This window comes from Pseudomonas sp. TWI929 (assembly GCF_039673335.1).
Taxonomy (GTDB): Bacteria; Pseudomonadota; Gammaproteobacteria; order Pseudomonadales; family Pseudomonadaceae; genus Aquipseudomonas.
Genome location: NZ_JBDJLK010000059.1, coordinates 1 through 15624, shown reverse-complemented (window position 1 = coordinate 15624; position 15624 = coordinate 1). Strand labels below are relative to the sequence as shown.

The 15624-nt window shown below is 63.0% G+C and carries 14 protein-coding genes and 1 riboswitch; of the genes, 7 read left to right on the top strand and 7 right to left on the bottom strand.

The window, feature by feature from the left end:
- The first annotated feature begins 166 nt into the window (after positions 1–166).
- The 3 genes from ABE456_RS20485 to ABE456_RS20475 all read left to right on the top strand — a co-directional run bounded on the left by ABE456_RS20485 (position 167) and on the right by ABE456_RS20475 (position 3363).
- Complete coding sequence (locus ABE456_RS20485) at positions 167–1927, top strand: flavin monoamine oxidase family protein (RefSeq protein ID WP_346645546.1); 1761 nt, start codon at positions 167–169, stop codon at positions 1925–1927.
- Positions 1928–2200: 273 nt separating this feature from the next.
- Complete coding sequence (locus ABE456_RS20480; RefSeq protein ID WP_346645545.1) at positions 2201–2752, top strand: cytochrome b; 552 nt, start codon at positions 2201–2203, stop codon at positions 2750–2752.
- Between the two features lie 32 nt (positions 2753–2784).
- Positions 2785–3363 (top strand): YceI family protein, encoded by a 579-nt coding sequence (locus ABE456_RS20475; protein ID WP_346645544.1) that lies wholly within the window; start codon positions 2785–2787, stop codon positions 3361–3363.
- Between the two features lie 140 nt (positions 3364–3503).
- On the opposite strand, the gene ABE456_RS20470 is transcribed toward ABE456_RS20475, so the two are convergent.
- The 5 genes from ABE456_RS20470 to ahcY all read right to left on the bottom strand — a co-directional run bounded on the left by ABE456_RS20470 (position 3504) and on the right by ahcY (position 10085).
- Positions 3504–5405 (bottom strand): DEAD/DEAH box helicase, encoded by a 1902-nt coding sequence (locus ABE456_RS20470; RefSeq protein ID WP_346645543.1) that lies wholly within the window; start codon positions 5403–5405, stop codon positions 3504–3506.
- Positions 5406–5624: 219 nt separating this feature from the next.
- A complete protein-coding gene (locus ABE456_RS20465) occupies positions 5625–6413 on the bottom strand; it encodes a transporter substrate-binding domain-containing protein (RefSeq protein WP_346645542.1) in 789 nt (262 codons plus the stop codon).
- 108 nt (positions 6414–6521) lie between these two features.
- Positions 6522–7598 carry a hypothetical protein gene (locus ABE456_RS20460; protein ID WP_346645541.1) on the bottom strand — a complete coding sequence of 359 codons (1077 nt, stop codon included), beginning with the start codon at positions 7596–7598 and terminating at the stop codon, positions 6522–6524.
- A 92-nt stretch (positions 7599–7690) separates the two neighbouring features.
- Complete coding sequence (gene metF / locus ABE456_RS20455) at positions 7691–8536, bottom strand: methylenetetrahydrofolate reductase [NAD(P)H] (RefSeq protein WP_346645540.1); 846 nt, start codon at positions 8534–8536, stop codon at positions 7691–7693.
- Between the two features lie 139 nt (positions 8537–8675).
- Positions 8676–10085, bottom strand: a complete 1410-nt coding sequence (gene ahcY / locus ABE456_RS20450; protein ID WP_346645539.1) for an adenosylhomocysteinase — start codon at positions 10083–10085, stop codon at positions 8676–8678.
- A gap of 20 nt (positions 10086–10105) precedes the next feature.
- Positions 10106–10202, bottom strand: a riboswitch (S-adenosyl-L-homocysteine riboswitch).
- 178 nt (positions 10203–10380) lie between these two features.
- Between ahcY and ABE456_RS20445 the strand changes: the two genes are divergently transcribed.
- The gene (locus tag ABE456_RS20445; RefSeq protein WP_012274534.1) at positions 10381–10782 is read left to right on the top strand and encodes a hotdog domain-containing protein; all 402 of its coding nucleotides are present in this window, start codon (positions 10381–10383) and stop codon (positions 10780–10782) included.
- Between the two features lie 116 nt (positions 10783–10898).
- On the opposite strand, the gene ABE456_RS20440 is transcribed toward ABE456_RS20445, so the two are convergent.
- Positions 10899–12134 (bottom strand): sodium:proton antiporter, encoded by a 1236-nt coding sequence (locus ABE456_RS20440; RefSeq protein ID WP_346645538.1) that lies wholly within the window; start codon positions 12132–12134, stop codon positions 10899–10901.
- Positions 12135–12324: 190 nt separating this feature from the next.
- Here ABE456_RS20440 and ABE456_RS20435 point away from each other — a divergent pair, with 190 nt between their 5' ends.
- Both ABE456_RS20435 and ABE456_RS20430 read left to right on the top strand, forming a co-directional pair.
- The gene (locus ABE456_RS20435) at positions 12325–13158 is read left to right on the top strand and encodes an EamA family transporter (RefSeq protein WP_346645537.1); all 834 of its coding nucleotides are present in this window, start codon (positions 12325–12327) and stop codon (positions 13156–13158) included.
- Positions 13159–13186: 28 nt separating this feature from the next.
- The gene (locus tag ABE456_RS20430; RefSeq protein ID WP_346645536.1) at positions 13187–13573 is read left to right on the top strand and encodes an MAPEG family protein; all 387 of its coding nucleotides are present in this window, start codon (positions 13187–13189) and stop codon (positions 13571–13573) included.
- 94 nt (positions 13574–13667) lie between these two features.
- Here ABE456_RS20430 and ABE456_RS20425 read toward each other — a convergent pair whose 3' ends face one another.
- A complete protein-coding gene (locus ABE456_RS20425; RefSeq protein ID WP_346645535.1) occupies positions 13668–14819 on the bottom strand; it encodes an MltA domain-containing protein in 1152 nt (383 codons plus the stop codon).
- Between the two features lie 119 nt (positions 14820–14938).
- Between ABE456_RS20425 and ABE456_RS20420 the strand changes: the two genes are divergently transcribed.
- Entirely contained in the window at positions 14939–15400 is a 462-nt protein-coding gene (locus ABE456_RS20420; RefSeq protein WP_346645534.1) for a cytochrome c, read from the top strand.
- The last annotated feature ends 224 nt before the right edge of the window (positions 15401–15624 follow it).

The window sequence follows — 15624 nt, the reverse complement described above, 5'->3', positions numbered from 1 at the left end:
GCCTGCCGCCGTGTGACATGGCTACTGGCAAAAATGTCAGTTGCCAAAGGCACTTGATGTCACTGCGCTGGCAGGGTCGGCAGACCTGACGTATTCTTAACGCATCTCACCCGGGGCATTCCTGCCTCTCCCCGTTCCTGTAATCTCTTACTCGGAGTTCGCCGACATGGCTGCTGCTTGGGTGCGCCTGTGCGCGTTGGTATTGATTGGTGTGTCCAGCGGCGCCGCGCTGGCAAAGGACAAGACCCCCACCGCGATCGTGGTAGGTGGCGGCCTGGCGGGCCTGACAGCAGCCTATGAGCTGCAGAACAAAGGCTGGCAGGTGACGCTGCTGGAGGCCAAGTCAGGCATGGGCGGGCGCTCGGGCCTGGCGACCAGCGAGTGGATCGGCAATGCCAAGGCGCAGCCGGTGCTCAACCAGTACCTTGACCGTTTCAAGCTTGAAACACTGCCGGCACCGGAGTTCGTGCGTACCCCTGGCTACCTGATCGACGGTGAGTATTTCAGCGCCACCGACCTGGCCACCAAGCAGCCGGCCACCGCCGACGCACTCAAGCGTTACGAGAAAACCCTCGACGAACTGGCCCGCTCGATCGACGACCCGTTGAACCCGCAGGCCACCAGTACCCTGTTCGCCCTCGACCAGATCAACGTCTCCAGCTGGCTGGACAAGCTGCAACTGCCGACCACTGCCCGTCAACTGGTCAACCAGCAGATCCGTACCCGCTACGATGAGCCATCGCGCCTGTCGCTGCTGTACTTCGCCCAGCAGAACCGCGTATACCGCGGCGTTAGCGACCGTGACCTGCGTGCCGCTCGCCTGCCCGGTGGCAGCCCGGTACTGGCCCAGGCCTTCGTCAAGCAGCTGAAAACCATCAAGACCAGTTCGCCGGTGACCGCCATCGTCCAGGAAAAGGACGCTGTCTCGGTCAAGGTCGGCAGCGTTAGTTACCAGGCGGATTACCTGGTCATGGCCGTTCCGCTGCGCGCCTTGGCCAAGATCCAGATGACCCCGGGCCTGGACAGCCAGCACCTGGCTGCGCTCAAGGGCACCAACTATGGCTGGCGCGACCAGCTGATGCTCAAGTTCAACAAGCCAGTGTGGGAAAGCCGCGCACGTATGTCGGGCGAAATTTTCAGTAATGCCGGCCTGGGCATGCTGTGGATCGAGCCGGCGCTCAAGGGTGGCGCCAACGTGGTAATCAACCTGTCTGGTGACAACGCCCGCCTGCTGCAGGCATTCGGCGACAAGCAGATGGTCGACCAGGTGTTGATCCGCCTGCATGCGTTCTACCCGCAGGCCCGTGGCTCGTTCACTGGCTACGAGGTCAAACGCTACAGCACCGACGCTGGCACCGGCGGCGCCTACCTGGCCTACGGCCCGGGGCAGATCAGCAAGTTCTGGCGCCTGTGGGAGCGCCCGGTGCAGCGCATCACCTTTGCCGGTGAGCATACCGATGCACTTTACCCTGGCACCCTGGAAGGCGCCCTGCGCAGTGGCCAGCGTGCGGCCAACCAGGTGCAGGACCTGCTGGCCGGCAAGTCGTTCGACCCGGCCAAGGCTGCGCCGGTTGCCGCAGCTGCAGCGGCTGGGGCCGTAGCGGCCAAGCAGAGCAAGGGTGGGTTCTTCTCGCGGCTGTTTGGTGGCGCAGACAAGCCTGAGGTGAAAGCCGAGCCGATCGCCAAGGCTGAAGAAGTGGCGCCGGCACCTGCGCCAGCGCCTGCACCACAAGCTGCGCCGGCTCCGGTTGCACCCGCGCCTGCGGTCAAGGAAGCGTCGGCCAAGCCGGTAGCAACCAAGGCCGCCCCGGCCAAGCATGCGCCGGCGCACAAGCCAGCGCACAAGCCGGCCGAAACCAAGAAGGCTACCGCCAAGTCCGAACCGGCCAAGAAAGCCGTGGTCAACACCCAGGCCAAGGCTGGTTGATTTATCGACAGTGCCGGCCCTTTCGCGGGTAAACCCGCTCCCACAAGGACGGCGCTGCTCTTGAATCCTGTGCTGGGCCTGTGGGAGCGGGTTTACCCGCGAAAGGGTCGGCACTGACAACCTCTAACTCTCCGTCTATCGTTAATGTTTCCTTAATGGGAAGCTTAGAGAATACATATCGGATTTCTCGATAATCCGAAGCAATTTTTTCCGCTTTTCTTCGATACGTTACGCGTTAGTCTGTGCACAGCTTTCACGGGGAAACACGTCAACATGCAACTGCGCAATTCACCTTCTCGCTACGGCGTTGTCAGCATCGTCCTGCACTGGGGCGTGGCTTTGGCGGTATTCGGCCTGTTTGGCCTGGGCCTGTGGATGGTCGGCCTCGACTACTACAGCCCTTGGCGCAAAGCCGGCCCAGACCTGCACAAGAGCATCGGCCTGGTGCTGCTGGCGGTGATGCTGCTGCGGGTGGTCTGGCGCTTTATCAGCCCGCCACCACCGGCACCGGCCAACCACGGCGCATTTACCCGCCTGGCGGCCAAGCTTGGCCACCTGGCCCTGTACGTGGGGCTGTTCGCGGTGATGGTCGCCGGTTATCTGATTTCCACCGCCGACGGCGTCGGCATTCCGGTATTCGGCCTGTTCGAAGTACCGGCACTGGTCAGCGACCTGCCCGACCAGGCAGACGTGGCTGGCGTGATTCATCTCTGGCTGGCCTGGGGCCTGGTGATTTTTGCCGTGTTGCATGCCCTGGCAGCGCTCAAGCACCATTTCATCGACCGTGACGCGACCCTGACCCGCATGCTGGGCCGCAAAGCTTGACTCTCAACCTCAATTGCATAGGAAGGAACAGGATGTTGAAAAAGACTTTTGCCGCTCTGGCGCTCGGTACCGCTCTGCTCTCCGCTGGCCAGGCCATGGCTGCCGAATACAAGATCGACAACGAAGGCCAGCACGCATTCGTTGACTGGAAGATCAGCCACCTGGGCTACAGCTTCATCCACGGTACCTTCAAGGAGTTCAAGGGCGACTTCAGCTGGGACAGCGCCAAGCCTGAAGCCAGCAAGATCAATGTCGACCTGAAAACTGCCAGCCTGTGGTCGAACCACGCAGAGCGTGACAAGCACATCGCCAGCGCCGACTTCCTTGACGTGAAGAAGTACCCGGAAGCCAAGTTCGTCTCCACCAGCGTCAAGTCGACTGGTGCCAAGACTGCTGACGTGACTGGCGACCTGACCATGCACGGCGTGACCAAGCCGGTCACCTTCAAGGCGACCTTCAACGGTGAAGGCAAAGACCCATGGGGCGGCGAGCGCGCTGGTTTCAACGCCACCACCACGCTGAACCTGAACGACTTCGGCATCAAAGGCCCAGGCGCTACTTCGCAGACCCTGGACCTGGATATCAGTGTTGAAGGTGTGAAGCAGAAGTAATTTTCACCAGCTGAAAACCGAGGGGGCCGCTTTGCGGCCCTATCGCGACACAAGGCCGCTCCTACAGGGAATTGCGTAACCCCTGTAGGAGCGGCCTTGTGTCGCGATAGGGCTGCGAAGCGGCCCCCTCGGTATTTCTATCAGCCCTTGCGGGTCAGCAGCGCCGGGCGCTCACCGCGTGGGCGGCTTGGCAGGTCGTCCAGCTGTTCTGGCGTCGGGTAACGGTCGAGCTTGGATTCCTTGCGGATGATCACCGGCTGTTTTTCCGGCTGGCGCGGGTTGCGCACGGCCGGCTCTTGCCGGGCTGCATCTTCACGGGCCGGGCGACCACGGCCAGCGCCGCCACCATCACGACGGGCACCGCCACCGTTATTGGCGCGAGCCGGGCGTTTTTCGCCAGCGCCGCCACCGCTGCGCTGCTGGCCGCCACTGCGGGCCTGGCCCTGGCCACCTGCGTTACTGCGCTGGCCATTGCCTTGACCCTGACCCTGGCCGGCGCCACCACCTGGACGGCGATTGCGGCCTTGGCCTTTACCTTGGTACGGGCTGACATAGTCGGCACGGTTACCGAAGTTATCGATATCGTCGTCCAGGAACTCTTCCGGGTCACGGTCGGCGGGCGCTTTCGGCACGTTGCCACCGGCTTGCTGCTGCTGTTGCTGGCGCGGCTTCTTGTCACGCGGCTTTCGCGGCTGCTGTTGCTTGTCGCCGCTCTTTTCCTTGTCAGCTGGCTTATCTGCAGCCTGCTGCTTGGCCTTGCCTTTATCCTTGCCTTTGTCCTTGCGGCCGCCGTTGGCGTCTTTACCGCCTTCGCCACGGACCTGCTGGTTGCGGCCGCCGCGGCCGCTGTTTTGCGGGCGCTCGCGTACTTCGGGTTTCTCGGCTTCTACCTGGCTGGCGTCGAAGCCCATCAGGTCGCCGTCCGGGATCTTCTGCTTGGTCACCCGCTCGATGCTCTTGAGCAGCTTCTCTTCATCCGGCGCGACCATGGAAATGGCCTCGCCCGAACGACCGGCGCGGCCGGTACGGCCGATACGGTGGACGTAGTCTTCCTCGACGTTCGGCAGCTCGAAGTTGACTACGTGCGGCAGCTGGTCGATGTCCAGGCCGCGGGCAGCGATGTCGGTGGCGACCAGCACGCGCACGCTGTTGGCCTTGAAGTCGGCCAGGGCCTTGGTGCGGGCGTTCTGGCTCTTGTTGCCGTGGATCGCAGCGGCGGTAAGGCCGTGCTTTTCCAGGTACTCGGCCAGGCGGTTGGCGCCGTGCTTGGTGCGGGTGAACACCAGTACCTGTTCCCAGGCACCCAGGGTGATCAGGTGCGCCAGCAGTGCACGCTTGTGGCTGGCGGGCAGGCGGTAGACGCGCTGCTCGATACGCTCGACGGTGGTGTTCGGCGGGGTGACCTCGATACGCTCCGGGTTGTGCAGGAGCTTGTCGGCGAGGTCGGTGATGTCCTTGGAGAAGGTGGCCGAGAACAGCAGGTTCTGGCGCTTGGCCGGCAGGCGGGCCAGGACCTTCTTGACGTCGTGGATGAAGCCCATGTCGAGCATGCGGTCGGCTTCGTCCAGGACCAGGATTTCCACGTGGGCCAGGTCCACCTTGCCTTGGCCGGCCAGGTCGAGCAGGCGGCCCGGGCAGGCCACCAGCACGTCTACACCCTTGGCAATGGCCTGGATCTGCGGGTTCATGCCGACGCCGCCGAAGATGCAGGCGCTGACCAGTGGCAGGTCACGGGCATAGACCTTGAAGCTGTCATGCACCTGGGCTGCCAGTTCGCGGGTCGGGGTCAGGACCAGCACGCGAGGCTGGCGCGGGCCGTGACGCTGCGACTTGTCGGGGTGGCCGGCCGGGAACAGGCGCTCGAGAATCGGCAGGGCGAAACCGCCGGTTTTACCAGTACCTGTCTGTGCGGCAACCATCAGGTCACGGCCTTGCAACACGGCGGGAATTGCCCGCTGTTGCACGGGGGTCGGCTGGGTATAGCCCGCAGCCTCGATAGCGCGGACAAGAGCCTCGGAGAGACCGAGGGAAGCAAAGGACATGGGCGATCCTGTTCTCGTTTGGGCTGGGCCCGTTTGGGATGTTCTGCCTGGCGCGACGGGCATCGGTGGGATGCGATCGCGTCCGGTCCAGCTGGGCTTTCACTGCACATCCGGGAAACGGAGGGTGGACGCGAAGGGGCGTCGGTGCCGATCGGGATGCCTGTTGCTAGGCCGAGCGTCCGGGCGTGAGCCGGGCGGGAAGGCCCGAGTATAACAGAGCTATCGCGCTGTGCTGCTTTCCTGCTGCTCAACGGCGTTGAGAATGTTTCCGATGTCGCCTGTGTAGCGGTTTTTGATCGCAGCAAAGGCCGGTTCCTGCTTGAAACGCCGCAGTTCTTCGGCAAAGGCCACGGCCAGTGCTTCGCGCCCAGGCTTGCGCACCAGGCCCAGGTACTGCGCCTGGAGGCTGATCACCAGCGGCAGTTCTTCGATTTGCCCTTGCAGGCCCAGGTGGCGCAAAAGGTAGTGCCCGACCTTGCGGTCGGTGATTGCCAGGTCAATACGGCCTAGCGCCAGCTTGCCGAAGTTAGCCTCATGGGTAGGCGCGGCTTCGCGCCGGAACAGGGGGGACTCGGTGAACGCTGCGCCATAGGCATAGCCGGGTGAAGTGCCGACGGTGAGGCCGGAGAGGTCCTGCAGGTGGGTGATGGCGTGGCGGCGGGCGCTGGCCTGGAAGAGGACGAACTCGACTTCCGACATGGGCTCTTGCGCGTAGATCAGGTAGGGCTGACGCGACTCGGTCTGGAAGATGTCGAGAATGCCGTCGGCCAGGCCTTGCTCGATCATTGCCAGGCATCGCTTCCACGGCAGGAACTGCCATTCCACCTCGACCCCGAGGCGGGCAAAGACCTGGCTGGTGACTTCATAGTCGATGCCGCGTGGTTGGCCGTTGTGCTGATACACATAGGGTGCCCAGTCGTCGGTCACCAGGCGCAAGCGTTCGCCCAGGGCCAACGGGCTCAGGCAAACGAGCAGCAGGATCCAGAACAGCCGGGCGATGTGTGGCATGGCCGGAGATTACGCGCTCGGCCAGGGCAAGGCCAGAGGAGATGGTGTTCTCCTGTGCCGGCCTCTTCGCGGCGGTTCGACGCCTCGAAGAGGCCGGCACAGGTCCACTCAAGAGTGGGACGTTCTCAACAGATGCGCCTCGACATCCTTGCGCCGCTCGCCCAGCGACAAGCGCAAACCCGGATGACGCAGGCACTGGCGCAGCCGTTCGGGCTCGATGCGGCCATGGCGGGCATTGAGGTTCTCCAGTGCCTTGTCCCACCAGGCCGGCGCGCAGGCGCGGTCGAATTCATTGGGGTAGGGGTAGCAGCCATACAGCAGCTCGCGGGCGAACTGCCGCTCGTGGCTGGGCAGGGTCAGGCTCAGCGCCTTGTAGCCTAGGCGCTGCAAGGCCGGTGGCCGCGGCAACTGGTCGTTGACCAGGGCAACGTCGGCCAGCGCCGCGTGGCTGAGCGGGGCGTGGCCGTGCTTGCGCAGCCAGGCCTGGATCTTGGCACGGAATTGCGCCTTGCGGCTCCAGTAGTGGTGGATGACATCGGTGCACTCGGCCAACTCCAGCTTACGGTAGGCCGATACCGCCAGGCAGAACTCCTCGAGGGTGTAGGCCTCGCGGGCCAGGGGGTGGCACTCGTCCATCAGGGCGATGGAGCGGTCCAGGGTGCTGGCGTCTTCGGCCGTGAGGCCGATCACCCCGGAGTTGACCAGCGGCATCTGGCAATCAGCCAGGCCCCGGGCTTGCAGAATGGCCAGCAGGTTCTTGTACAGCAGGCATTTCTGGTTCGCGCCGTAGCGCGGGCCAATGGCGTTGCACAGCAGCTGGCCTGGCGCTACCCGGGCGAACAGCTGCAGCGGCGATTTGCGGAAGAACGTGTCGGTGTCGATCAGCACCGCCAACGGGTGGTGCTGCAGCACCTGGCGCAACAGCACATGCTTGCTGCGAAAGTGATAACCGTGAGGGGCGTTCCATGCCTGACGCGTGGCTTCGTCCAGCAGGTGGACGGTGACAGGCAGGCTGGCATAGGGCTGCGGGTTGTCGGTGTAGACCTGGATATCCATGGCGTCGCCGGCTGTGCTGCCCAGTTGGGCGAGGGCGCTGACGATGCTGAAGCAGGCTTCCTGATGGTAGGTTGCCGGGCCAAAAGCCAGGTAGACGAGCTGTGGGCGCGATGGCTGGAGAAGCTGCATGGCAGGCACGACCTGTGTAACCAGAAAATGAATAGGGCTTTAGTCTATGACCAAAGCCTTAATCATTTCTTAAGCAGGTTTTGCCAAAGATTTCAGCGCGGCAGCTTCAGGTTGTTCCAGATCGCCAAACTCGGCTCGGCCTGGTTCAAGGTATAGAAGTGCAGGCCCGGTGCGCCGCCTTGCAGCAGCTGTTCGCACATGCGGGTGATCACTTCTTCACCGAATGCCTGGATGCTGGCGGTGTCGTCGGCATAGGCTTCCAGCTGCTTGCGGATCCAGCGCGGGATCTCGGCGCCACAGGCGTCGGAGAAGCGGGCCAGCTTGCTGTAGTTGGTGATCGGCATGATGCCGGGCACCACCGGGATGTCCACACCCAGCTTCTGTGCGCGCTCGACGAAGTAGAAGTAACTGTCGGCGTTGAAGAAGTACTGGGTAATGGCGCTGTCGGCACCGGCCTTGACCTTGTGCACGAAGTTGCCCAGGTCGGCCTCGAAGTTGCGTGCCTGCGGGTGCATTTCTGGGTAGGCGGCGACTTCCAGGTGGAAGTGATCAGCCGTTTCCTGGCGGATGAACTCGACCAGGTCGCTGGCGTAGCGCAGTTCGCCACTGGCCATGCCCATGCCCGACGGCAGGTCGCCACGCAGGGCGACGATGCGCTTGATGCCTGCAGCCTTGTACTCGGCCAGCAGGGCGCGCAGTTCGGCTTTGGTGTCGCCCACGCACGACAGGTGCGGTGCGGCAGGCACCTTCACTTCGCTTTCCAGCTGCAGCACGGTGTTCAGCGTGCGGTCGCGGGTCGAGCCACCGGCACCGTAGGTGCAGGAGAAAAAGTCCGGGTTGTAGGTGGCCAGCTGGCGGGCGACGCCCATCAGCTTTTCGTGACCGGCATCGGTCTTGGTCGGGAAGAACTCGAAACTGTAGCGGCGTTCTTGTGACATCTTTCTTTCCTCAGCTGCAAGCCGATGGCTGCAAGCTGCAAGTAGAAGCCAGGGCGGTGTGGGCCGGCCTGGCTTGGGCGTCGTTGCAAAGCATTGCTGGCAAGCGCCAGGCGGTGCGCCGGCGCTTGCCCGCGACCACTTAGTAGCGGTATGCGTGCGGCTTGAACGGGCCTTCGACGGTCACGCCGATGTAGTCGGCTTGCTGCTTGGTCAGCTGGGTAACCACACCGCCGAAGCCGCGGACCATTTCCAGGGCCACTTCTTCGTCGAGCTTCTTCGGCAGCACTTCAACGGTCAGGCGCTCGGCTTTCTTCTCGGCCGACAGGTCGGCGAACTTCTGCTCGAACAGGAAGATCTGGGCCAGGACCTGGTTGGCGAACGAACCATCCATGATGCGGCTTGGGTGGCCAGTGGCGTTGCCCAGGTTGACCAGACGGCCTTCGGCCAGCAGGATCAGGTAGTCGTCATTCTGCGGGTCGAAGCTGCCAGCGCCGGTGCGGTGGACCTTGTGCACCTGCGGCTTGACCTCTTCCCAGGCCCAGTTCTTGCGCATGAAGGCAGTGTCGATCTCGTTGTCGAAGTGGCCGATGTTGCAGACCACGGCACGCTTCTTCAGGGCCTTGAGCATGTTGGCGTCGCAGACGTTGACGTTACCGGTAGTGGTCACGATCAGGTCGATCTTGCCCAGCAGGGCCTTGTCGATGCTGGCTTCGGTGCCATTGTTGATACCGTCGATGAACGGCGAAACCAGTTCGAAGCCGTCCATGCAGGCCTGCATGGCGCAGATCGGGTCAACTTCGGTGACCTTGACGATCATGCCTTCCTGGCGCAGGGACTGGGCCGAACCCTTGCCCACATCACCGTAGCCGATCACCAGGGCTTGCTTGCCCGACAGCAGGTGGTCGGTACCACGCTTGATGGCGTCGTTCAGGCTGTGACGGCAGCCGTACTTGTTGTCGTTCTTGCTCTTGGTGACCGAATCGTTGACGTTGATCGCCGGGACTTTCAGCTCGCCCTTGGCCAGCATGTCCAGCAGGCGGTGCACGCCAGTGGTGGTTTCTTCGGTCACGCCGTGCACGCGGTCCAGTACCTGTGGGTACTTCTTGTGCAGCAGTTCGGTCAGGTCGCCACCGTCGTCGAGGATCATGTTGGCGTCCCATGGCTGGCCATCTTTCAGGATGGTCTGCTCCAGGCACCACTCGTACTCTTCCTCGGTTTCACCTTTCCAGGCGAATACCGGGATGCCGGCGGCGGCGATGGAGGCGGCGGCCTGGTCCTGGGTGGAGAAGATGTTGCAGGACGACCAGCGCACTTCGGCACCCAGGGCAACCAGGGTTTCGATCAGCACGGCGGTCTGGATGGTCATGTGGATGCAGCCCAGGATCTTCGCACCCTTGAGCGGTTGCTCGGCCAGGTACTTGCGACGCAGGCCCATCAGTGCCGGCATTTCCGATTCGGCGATGATGGTTTCGCGACGGCCCCAGGCGGCCAGGGAGATGTCGGCGACTTTGAAATCGGTAAAACCAGCAGGCATGTTTGCAGCGCTCATGAGAGCCTCCATTCGTAGTGTGCGAATGGGCGCCGTTGTGCGTTAAGCGCCCGCGAGAGCGAGCAACGCCCCATCCGAGCCTGACAGGCCTAGCCTGCTGCAGCGCCCCTCGGACAGGTGGCGGGCATGGCACCGCTGTGGGCAACCATGTAAAGCGGCGGAGATTATAGCCGCGCCCGCCTGGTTGCCCAAGGTTTTCTGTCGATTAATCGCGACGATAGTCGATGTTCAATGGAGCGATGGCGGCCGCTCTGCCATCATTGCTTCACGTTAGCCAAGCAGGTCAGGAGTACAGATGAACTTTCACACCCGCAAGTGGGTTAAACCCGAAGACCTCAACCCCAATGGCACCTTGTTCGGTGGCAGCCTGTTGCGCTGGATCGACGAAGAAGCGGCGATCTACGCCATCGTCCAGCTGGGCAACCAGCGCGTGGTGACCAAGTACATGTCGGAAATCAACTTCGTCAGCGCCTCGCGCCAGGGTGACATCATCGAGCTGGGCATCACCGCCACCGAGTTCGGCCGCACCTCGATCACCCTCAAGTGCGAAGTGCGCAACAAGATCACCCGCAAGAGCATCCTGACCGTCGACAAGATGGTGTTCGTCAATCTGGGTGAAGACGGCTTGCCGGCGGCCCATGGGCGGACCGAGATCAAGTATGTGCAGGACCAGTTCCCGGATTCTGCGGTGGAATGAACATCCTGGGGCTGCTGCGCAGCCCATCGCGACGCAAGGCCGCTCCTACAGGGGAACGCGATCCCTTGTAGGAGCGGCCTTGTGTCGCGATGGGCCGCAAAGCGGCCCCGGCACTCTCAAGGCTGGGCGCTGACCTTGCGCACCACCCGTCCAATGCTCAATCCCTGCACCAGGATCGACGACAGCACCACGATGTAGGTAATCGACAGCAGCAGGTCGCGTTCCTCGCCCAACGGCAGCGACAGCGCCAGGGCCACCGACACCCCACCGCGCAAGCCACCCCAGGTCAGCACCCGCACCGTGCCTTTCGGCACTGGCCGCCAACGGCGCAGCAGCACGATCGCCGGGGCCACGGTCAGCAGCCGCGACAGCAGCACCGCCAGCGCCAGCACGCCGCCGGCTGCCAGGTGCATCCAGTTGAACGGCAGCAGCAACAGCTCCAGGCCAATCAGCGCGAACAGCAGGGCGTTGAGCATGTCATCGATCAGCTCCCAGAAACCGTCCATGTAGCGACGGGTCATGTCGTTCATCGCCAGGTTGCGGCCCAGGTTGCCGATGATCAGGCCGGCCACCACCATGGCGATCGGCGCCGAAACGTGCAGCTCGTAGCACATTGCCGAGCCACCGATGACCAGCGCCAGGGTCAGCATGACCTCTACCTGGTACTGCTCGACGCTCTTGATCATGCGGTAGGTGGCGTAGCCGATCAGGCCACCGAACACCACGCCGCCAATGGCCTCGCGGGCGAACAGGATCGCCGTGTCGGCCATGCTTGGCGTTTCACCCAGCTGGATGATGCCCAGCAACACGGTGAACACCACCACCGCCGTGCCGTCGTTGAACAGCGACTCGCCAACGATGGTGGTCTTCAGCGGTTTGGGTGCATTGGCGGTACGCAGTGCACCAAGCACGGCAATCGGGTCGGTGGGCGAGATCAGCGCACCGAATAGCAGGCAATAGATCAGCGGCACCTGCCAGCCGAACAGGGCAAACACCCAATGCGACAGGTAGCCGATGACCACGGTGGCAATCAGCACGCCAACGGTGGCCAGCAGGCCGATTGGCCAGCGGTAGCTGCGCAGGTCGGTGAGGTTGACGTGCAGGGCGCCGGCAAACAACAGGAACGCCAGCATCCAGTGCATCAGCAGGTCGTTGAAATCGATCTGGTTCATCAGCCCTTCGACGCGTGCTTCCAGGCCGGGGAAGCCGATCAGGCTCAGGCCCTGCAGCATCAGCGAGAACAGCAACGCCGTGACCATCACGCCGATGGCGGGGGGCAGGCCGATGAAACGGTAATTTACATAGGTGAGGAGGGTGGTCAGGCAGATAAACGCGGCAACTAATTCAAGCATCCCGAATCCTGTAACAGTGGCTTCCAAGTCGTCACCCGAATGGCTCGGGCAGTTCTTTGATGACCTTGCACGGGGTTCGGGGCACAGGCTTTGACCGGATTCGTTGCAATCGTTCCCATGTAAGGGGGCCGCACAGCGGCCCCCGAACGCTATATATTCACAGCCATAAAAAGCCATAAGGATAAAAGGCGTGTTGGCAACATCCCTGGTGCTGGTCGCCGCCCTGCTGCATGCGACCTGGAATACCCTGATCAAATTCAGCGGCGAGCGCTTGCTGGTGATCGCCAGCATGGACACCGTCGCACTGGCCTTCGCAGTGCTGGCCGTGCCCTTCGTCGAGGTCCCGCCGGCCAATATCTGGCCGTGGCTGCTGGCCTCGGCACTGGCCGAGCAGCTGTACCGCTTTTTGCTGATCCAGGCCTACCGCGTGGGCGACCTGGGGCTGGTCTATCCTCTGATGCGCGGGCTGTCGCCACTGGTAGTGCTGGGGCTGACCCTGGCCTTTGCCGGGGAGTCGCTGAGCCAGCAGCAGATCATCGGGATTCTGCTGATCCCCTGCGGCATGGCCTGCCTGTTGTGGCAGGGCGGCGGCGGTGACCGGCTGCCTTGGTCGATGCTGCCGGTGGTCGCGTTGATTGGCCTGTGCATTGGCTGCTACACCTGGTTCGACGGCCAGGCCGTGCGACTGTGGGGCAAACCCTGGGATTACCTGGTTTGGCTGACCCTGCTCAGCGCCTGGCAATTTCCGCTATTGGCCAGCGTCGCACGGCGGGCGCCATTCGCCTTGTTCTGGCGCACCCAATGGCGCCTGGGGTTGGCGGTAGGGTTCTGCGTACTGTTCAGCTATGCCCTGGTACTGTGGGCCATGCACCTGGGCTCTGTGGCCGAGGCGGCGGCGCTGCGGGAGTTGAGCGTGATCCTGGTGGTGTTGCTGGGCATGCGCTACCTCAAAGAACCTTTTGGCGGGCCGAGACTCCTAGCTTGCGGGCTGGTGTTGGCCGGCATGCTGGTAATGAAGCTTTGATCTGAAGACTGAACAAGGAGTCCTGCCTATGACCGTTGCCCTGTGGTGCATTCTGATTGCCTTGGTTTTGCCGCCCCTGTGTGCGCTGATCGCCAAGGTCAGCAGCGGCCGTTTTGGCCTGAAGGACAATCACGATCCCCGTGCTTTTCTTGATACGCTCTCCGGCTTGCCGCGCCGCGCGCATGCCGCTCAGCAGAACAGCTACGAGGCATTTCCGGCATTCGCTGCGGCGGTGCTGGTGGCGGATATCGTCGGCAATGCCGAGCAAGTGACCCAAGATGTACTGGGGGTGATGTACATCACCAGCCGCTTGCTCTACATCATCTGCTACCTGGCCGACTGGGCTGCCATGCGGTCGCTGGTGTGGTTTGCCGGGATGGCGATGATCGTGGCCTTCTTTGTGGTCTCCATCTGAAACCGCGTTGCCCGTTCCCACAGGTACAGCGCAGCATTCAAGGGCTGTGGTGTACCTGTGGGAGCGGGCGAGCCCGCGAAGAATCCACCGCCGATCAAGGCACTTTAGGCACCTCAGGCAGCGGCTGGCCCTTGGGCCACAGCATCCAGATCTGCCCTTGCTGCTTCATGTTCCCGGCCAGTTCGCCGGCCTCCGGCCCGGTACCCCAGAACAGGTCTGCACGCACTTCGCCAGCAATTGCCCCGCCAGTGTCCTGGGCCCCCACCGGGCGCACCACCGGCGTGCCGTCCGGGCGGGTGGTGGACAGCCACAGCAGGCTGCCCAGCGGGATCACCTTGCGGTCGATGGCCACACTATAACCAGCGGTCAGCGGCACGTTCAGCGAACCGCGCGGGCCTTCGTTGCTGTCCGGGCGGGTGCTGAAAAACACATAGCTGGGGTTGCTGGCCAGCAGCTCCGGCACGCGCAGCGGGTTGGCCTGGGCCCAGGCATGAATCGCGCCCATGCTCACTTCTTCTTTTTTCAGCTGGCCCTGTTCCACGAGCCAGCGGCCAATCGGCCGGTAGGGGTGGCCGTTCTGGTCGGCGTAGCCCAGGCGCAGTTGGCGGCCGTCTTCCAGTTGTACCCGGCCCGAACCCTGGATCTGCAGGAACTGCAAGTCCATCGGGTCGGTCAGCCAGGCCAGTACCGGTGCCTTTACGCCATCCCGGTTGATCACCTCGGCGGTGTCGTAAGGCTTCAGCACCCTGCCATCCAGGCGACCGCGCAGGCGCTTGCCCTTGAGTTCGGGATATACGCTGGCCAGGTCGACCACGATCATGTCATCGGGCACGCCATACACCGCCACATGGGCCGCTTCGGTGCGTTTCATGCTGCCGGGGTAGACCGGCTCGTAGTAACCGGTGATCAGGCCGTTGGCGTTGTTCTCGGCAGAGCGCAGGCCGTATACCTGCAGGTTCTGCTCAAGGAAGGTACGCACCTGGGCGGCGCTGGCAGTGGCGCTGCCGGCAGCTTCGCAGGTAGCTGCCCACACCGGGTCGCGCTTGAGCTTCTCACAGCCGCTGCGCCAGGCATAGAAGCCGGCCAGCAGGTCTTCATCGCTGACTGCGGGCAGGTCTTTCCAGGTGGACGGGACGTAGGTGGCGATGGCATGGGGCTCGGGCTTGGCGTTCTCGCCGCCGTTGCAGCCGGCCAGCAATGCCAGCACCGGGAGTGTCCAGGCCAGGTGGCGCAGGGCAGATTTCATGTGTGCATTCCTGTCATGGGCGAACATGAATATTCGCCCCTGTTTTTTATGTGGCTATTGGTGTTTGGCCCTCGGGCGGCGATACTGGCCGCCCATTTGCGTAGGCCGAAGTGAGTGTGATGTTGAAGCGATTGACCGTTGTTCTGCTGGCAGCACTGGCCATGGGCGGTGCCCTGAGTGGTTGCGATCGGGTTGACCCGAACTCGCCGCTCGGCAAACGCAAGGTGATCTTCAAGGACATGCTCAAGACCAGCGAAGACCTGGGCGGCATGCTGCGCGGCCGACTGCCGTTCGACGGGGTGAAGTTTGCCGACGGTGCGCTGAAGCTGGACAGCCTCTCGCATCAGCCTTGGCAGCACTTTCCACAGGTGCGTGATGCTGCTGGTGAGAGCAGTGCGCGTGCCGAGGTGTGGGAGCGCCAGACGCGGTTTCATGACCTGGCCCGGCAGCTGGAAGGTGTTACGGGCGAACTGGTCGACGTAACCCGCGGCCAGCCGCTGGATGCTGCGCAGTTGAAGGCCCCCATGGACAAGGTCGAGGCTGCGTGCAAGGCCTGTCATACCGAATTCCGCAATCATTGATGGCATGTTGTAGCGAACTGTCTTTCGCTCAATCCAGCAGCTTGCCCAGATCCCTGTAGGAGCGGCCTTGTGTCGCGATCGGGGCGCGCAGCGGCCCCAGGATTCAGCCTTGATGCATAAATCGCCGGGGCCCCATTTCGGCCCAACGCGACAAAAGGCCGAAACAACACGGAACAGGGCAAGCAGCATGATTGAGCGAAAGACAGTTAGCTACAACATGCCAT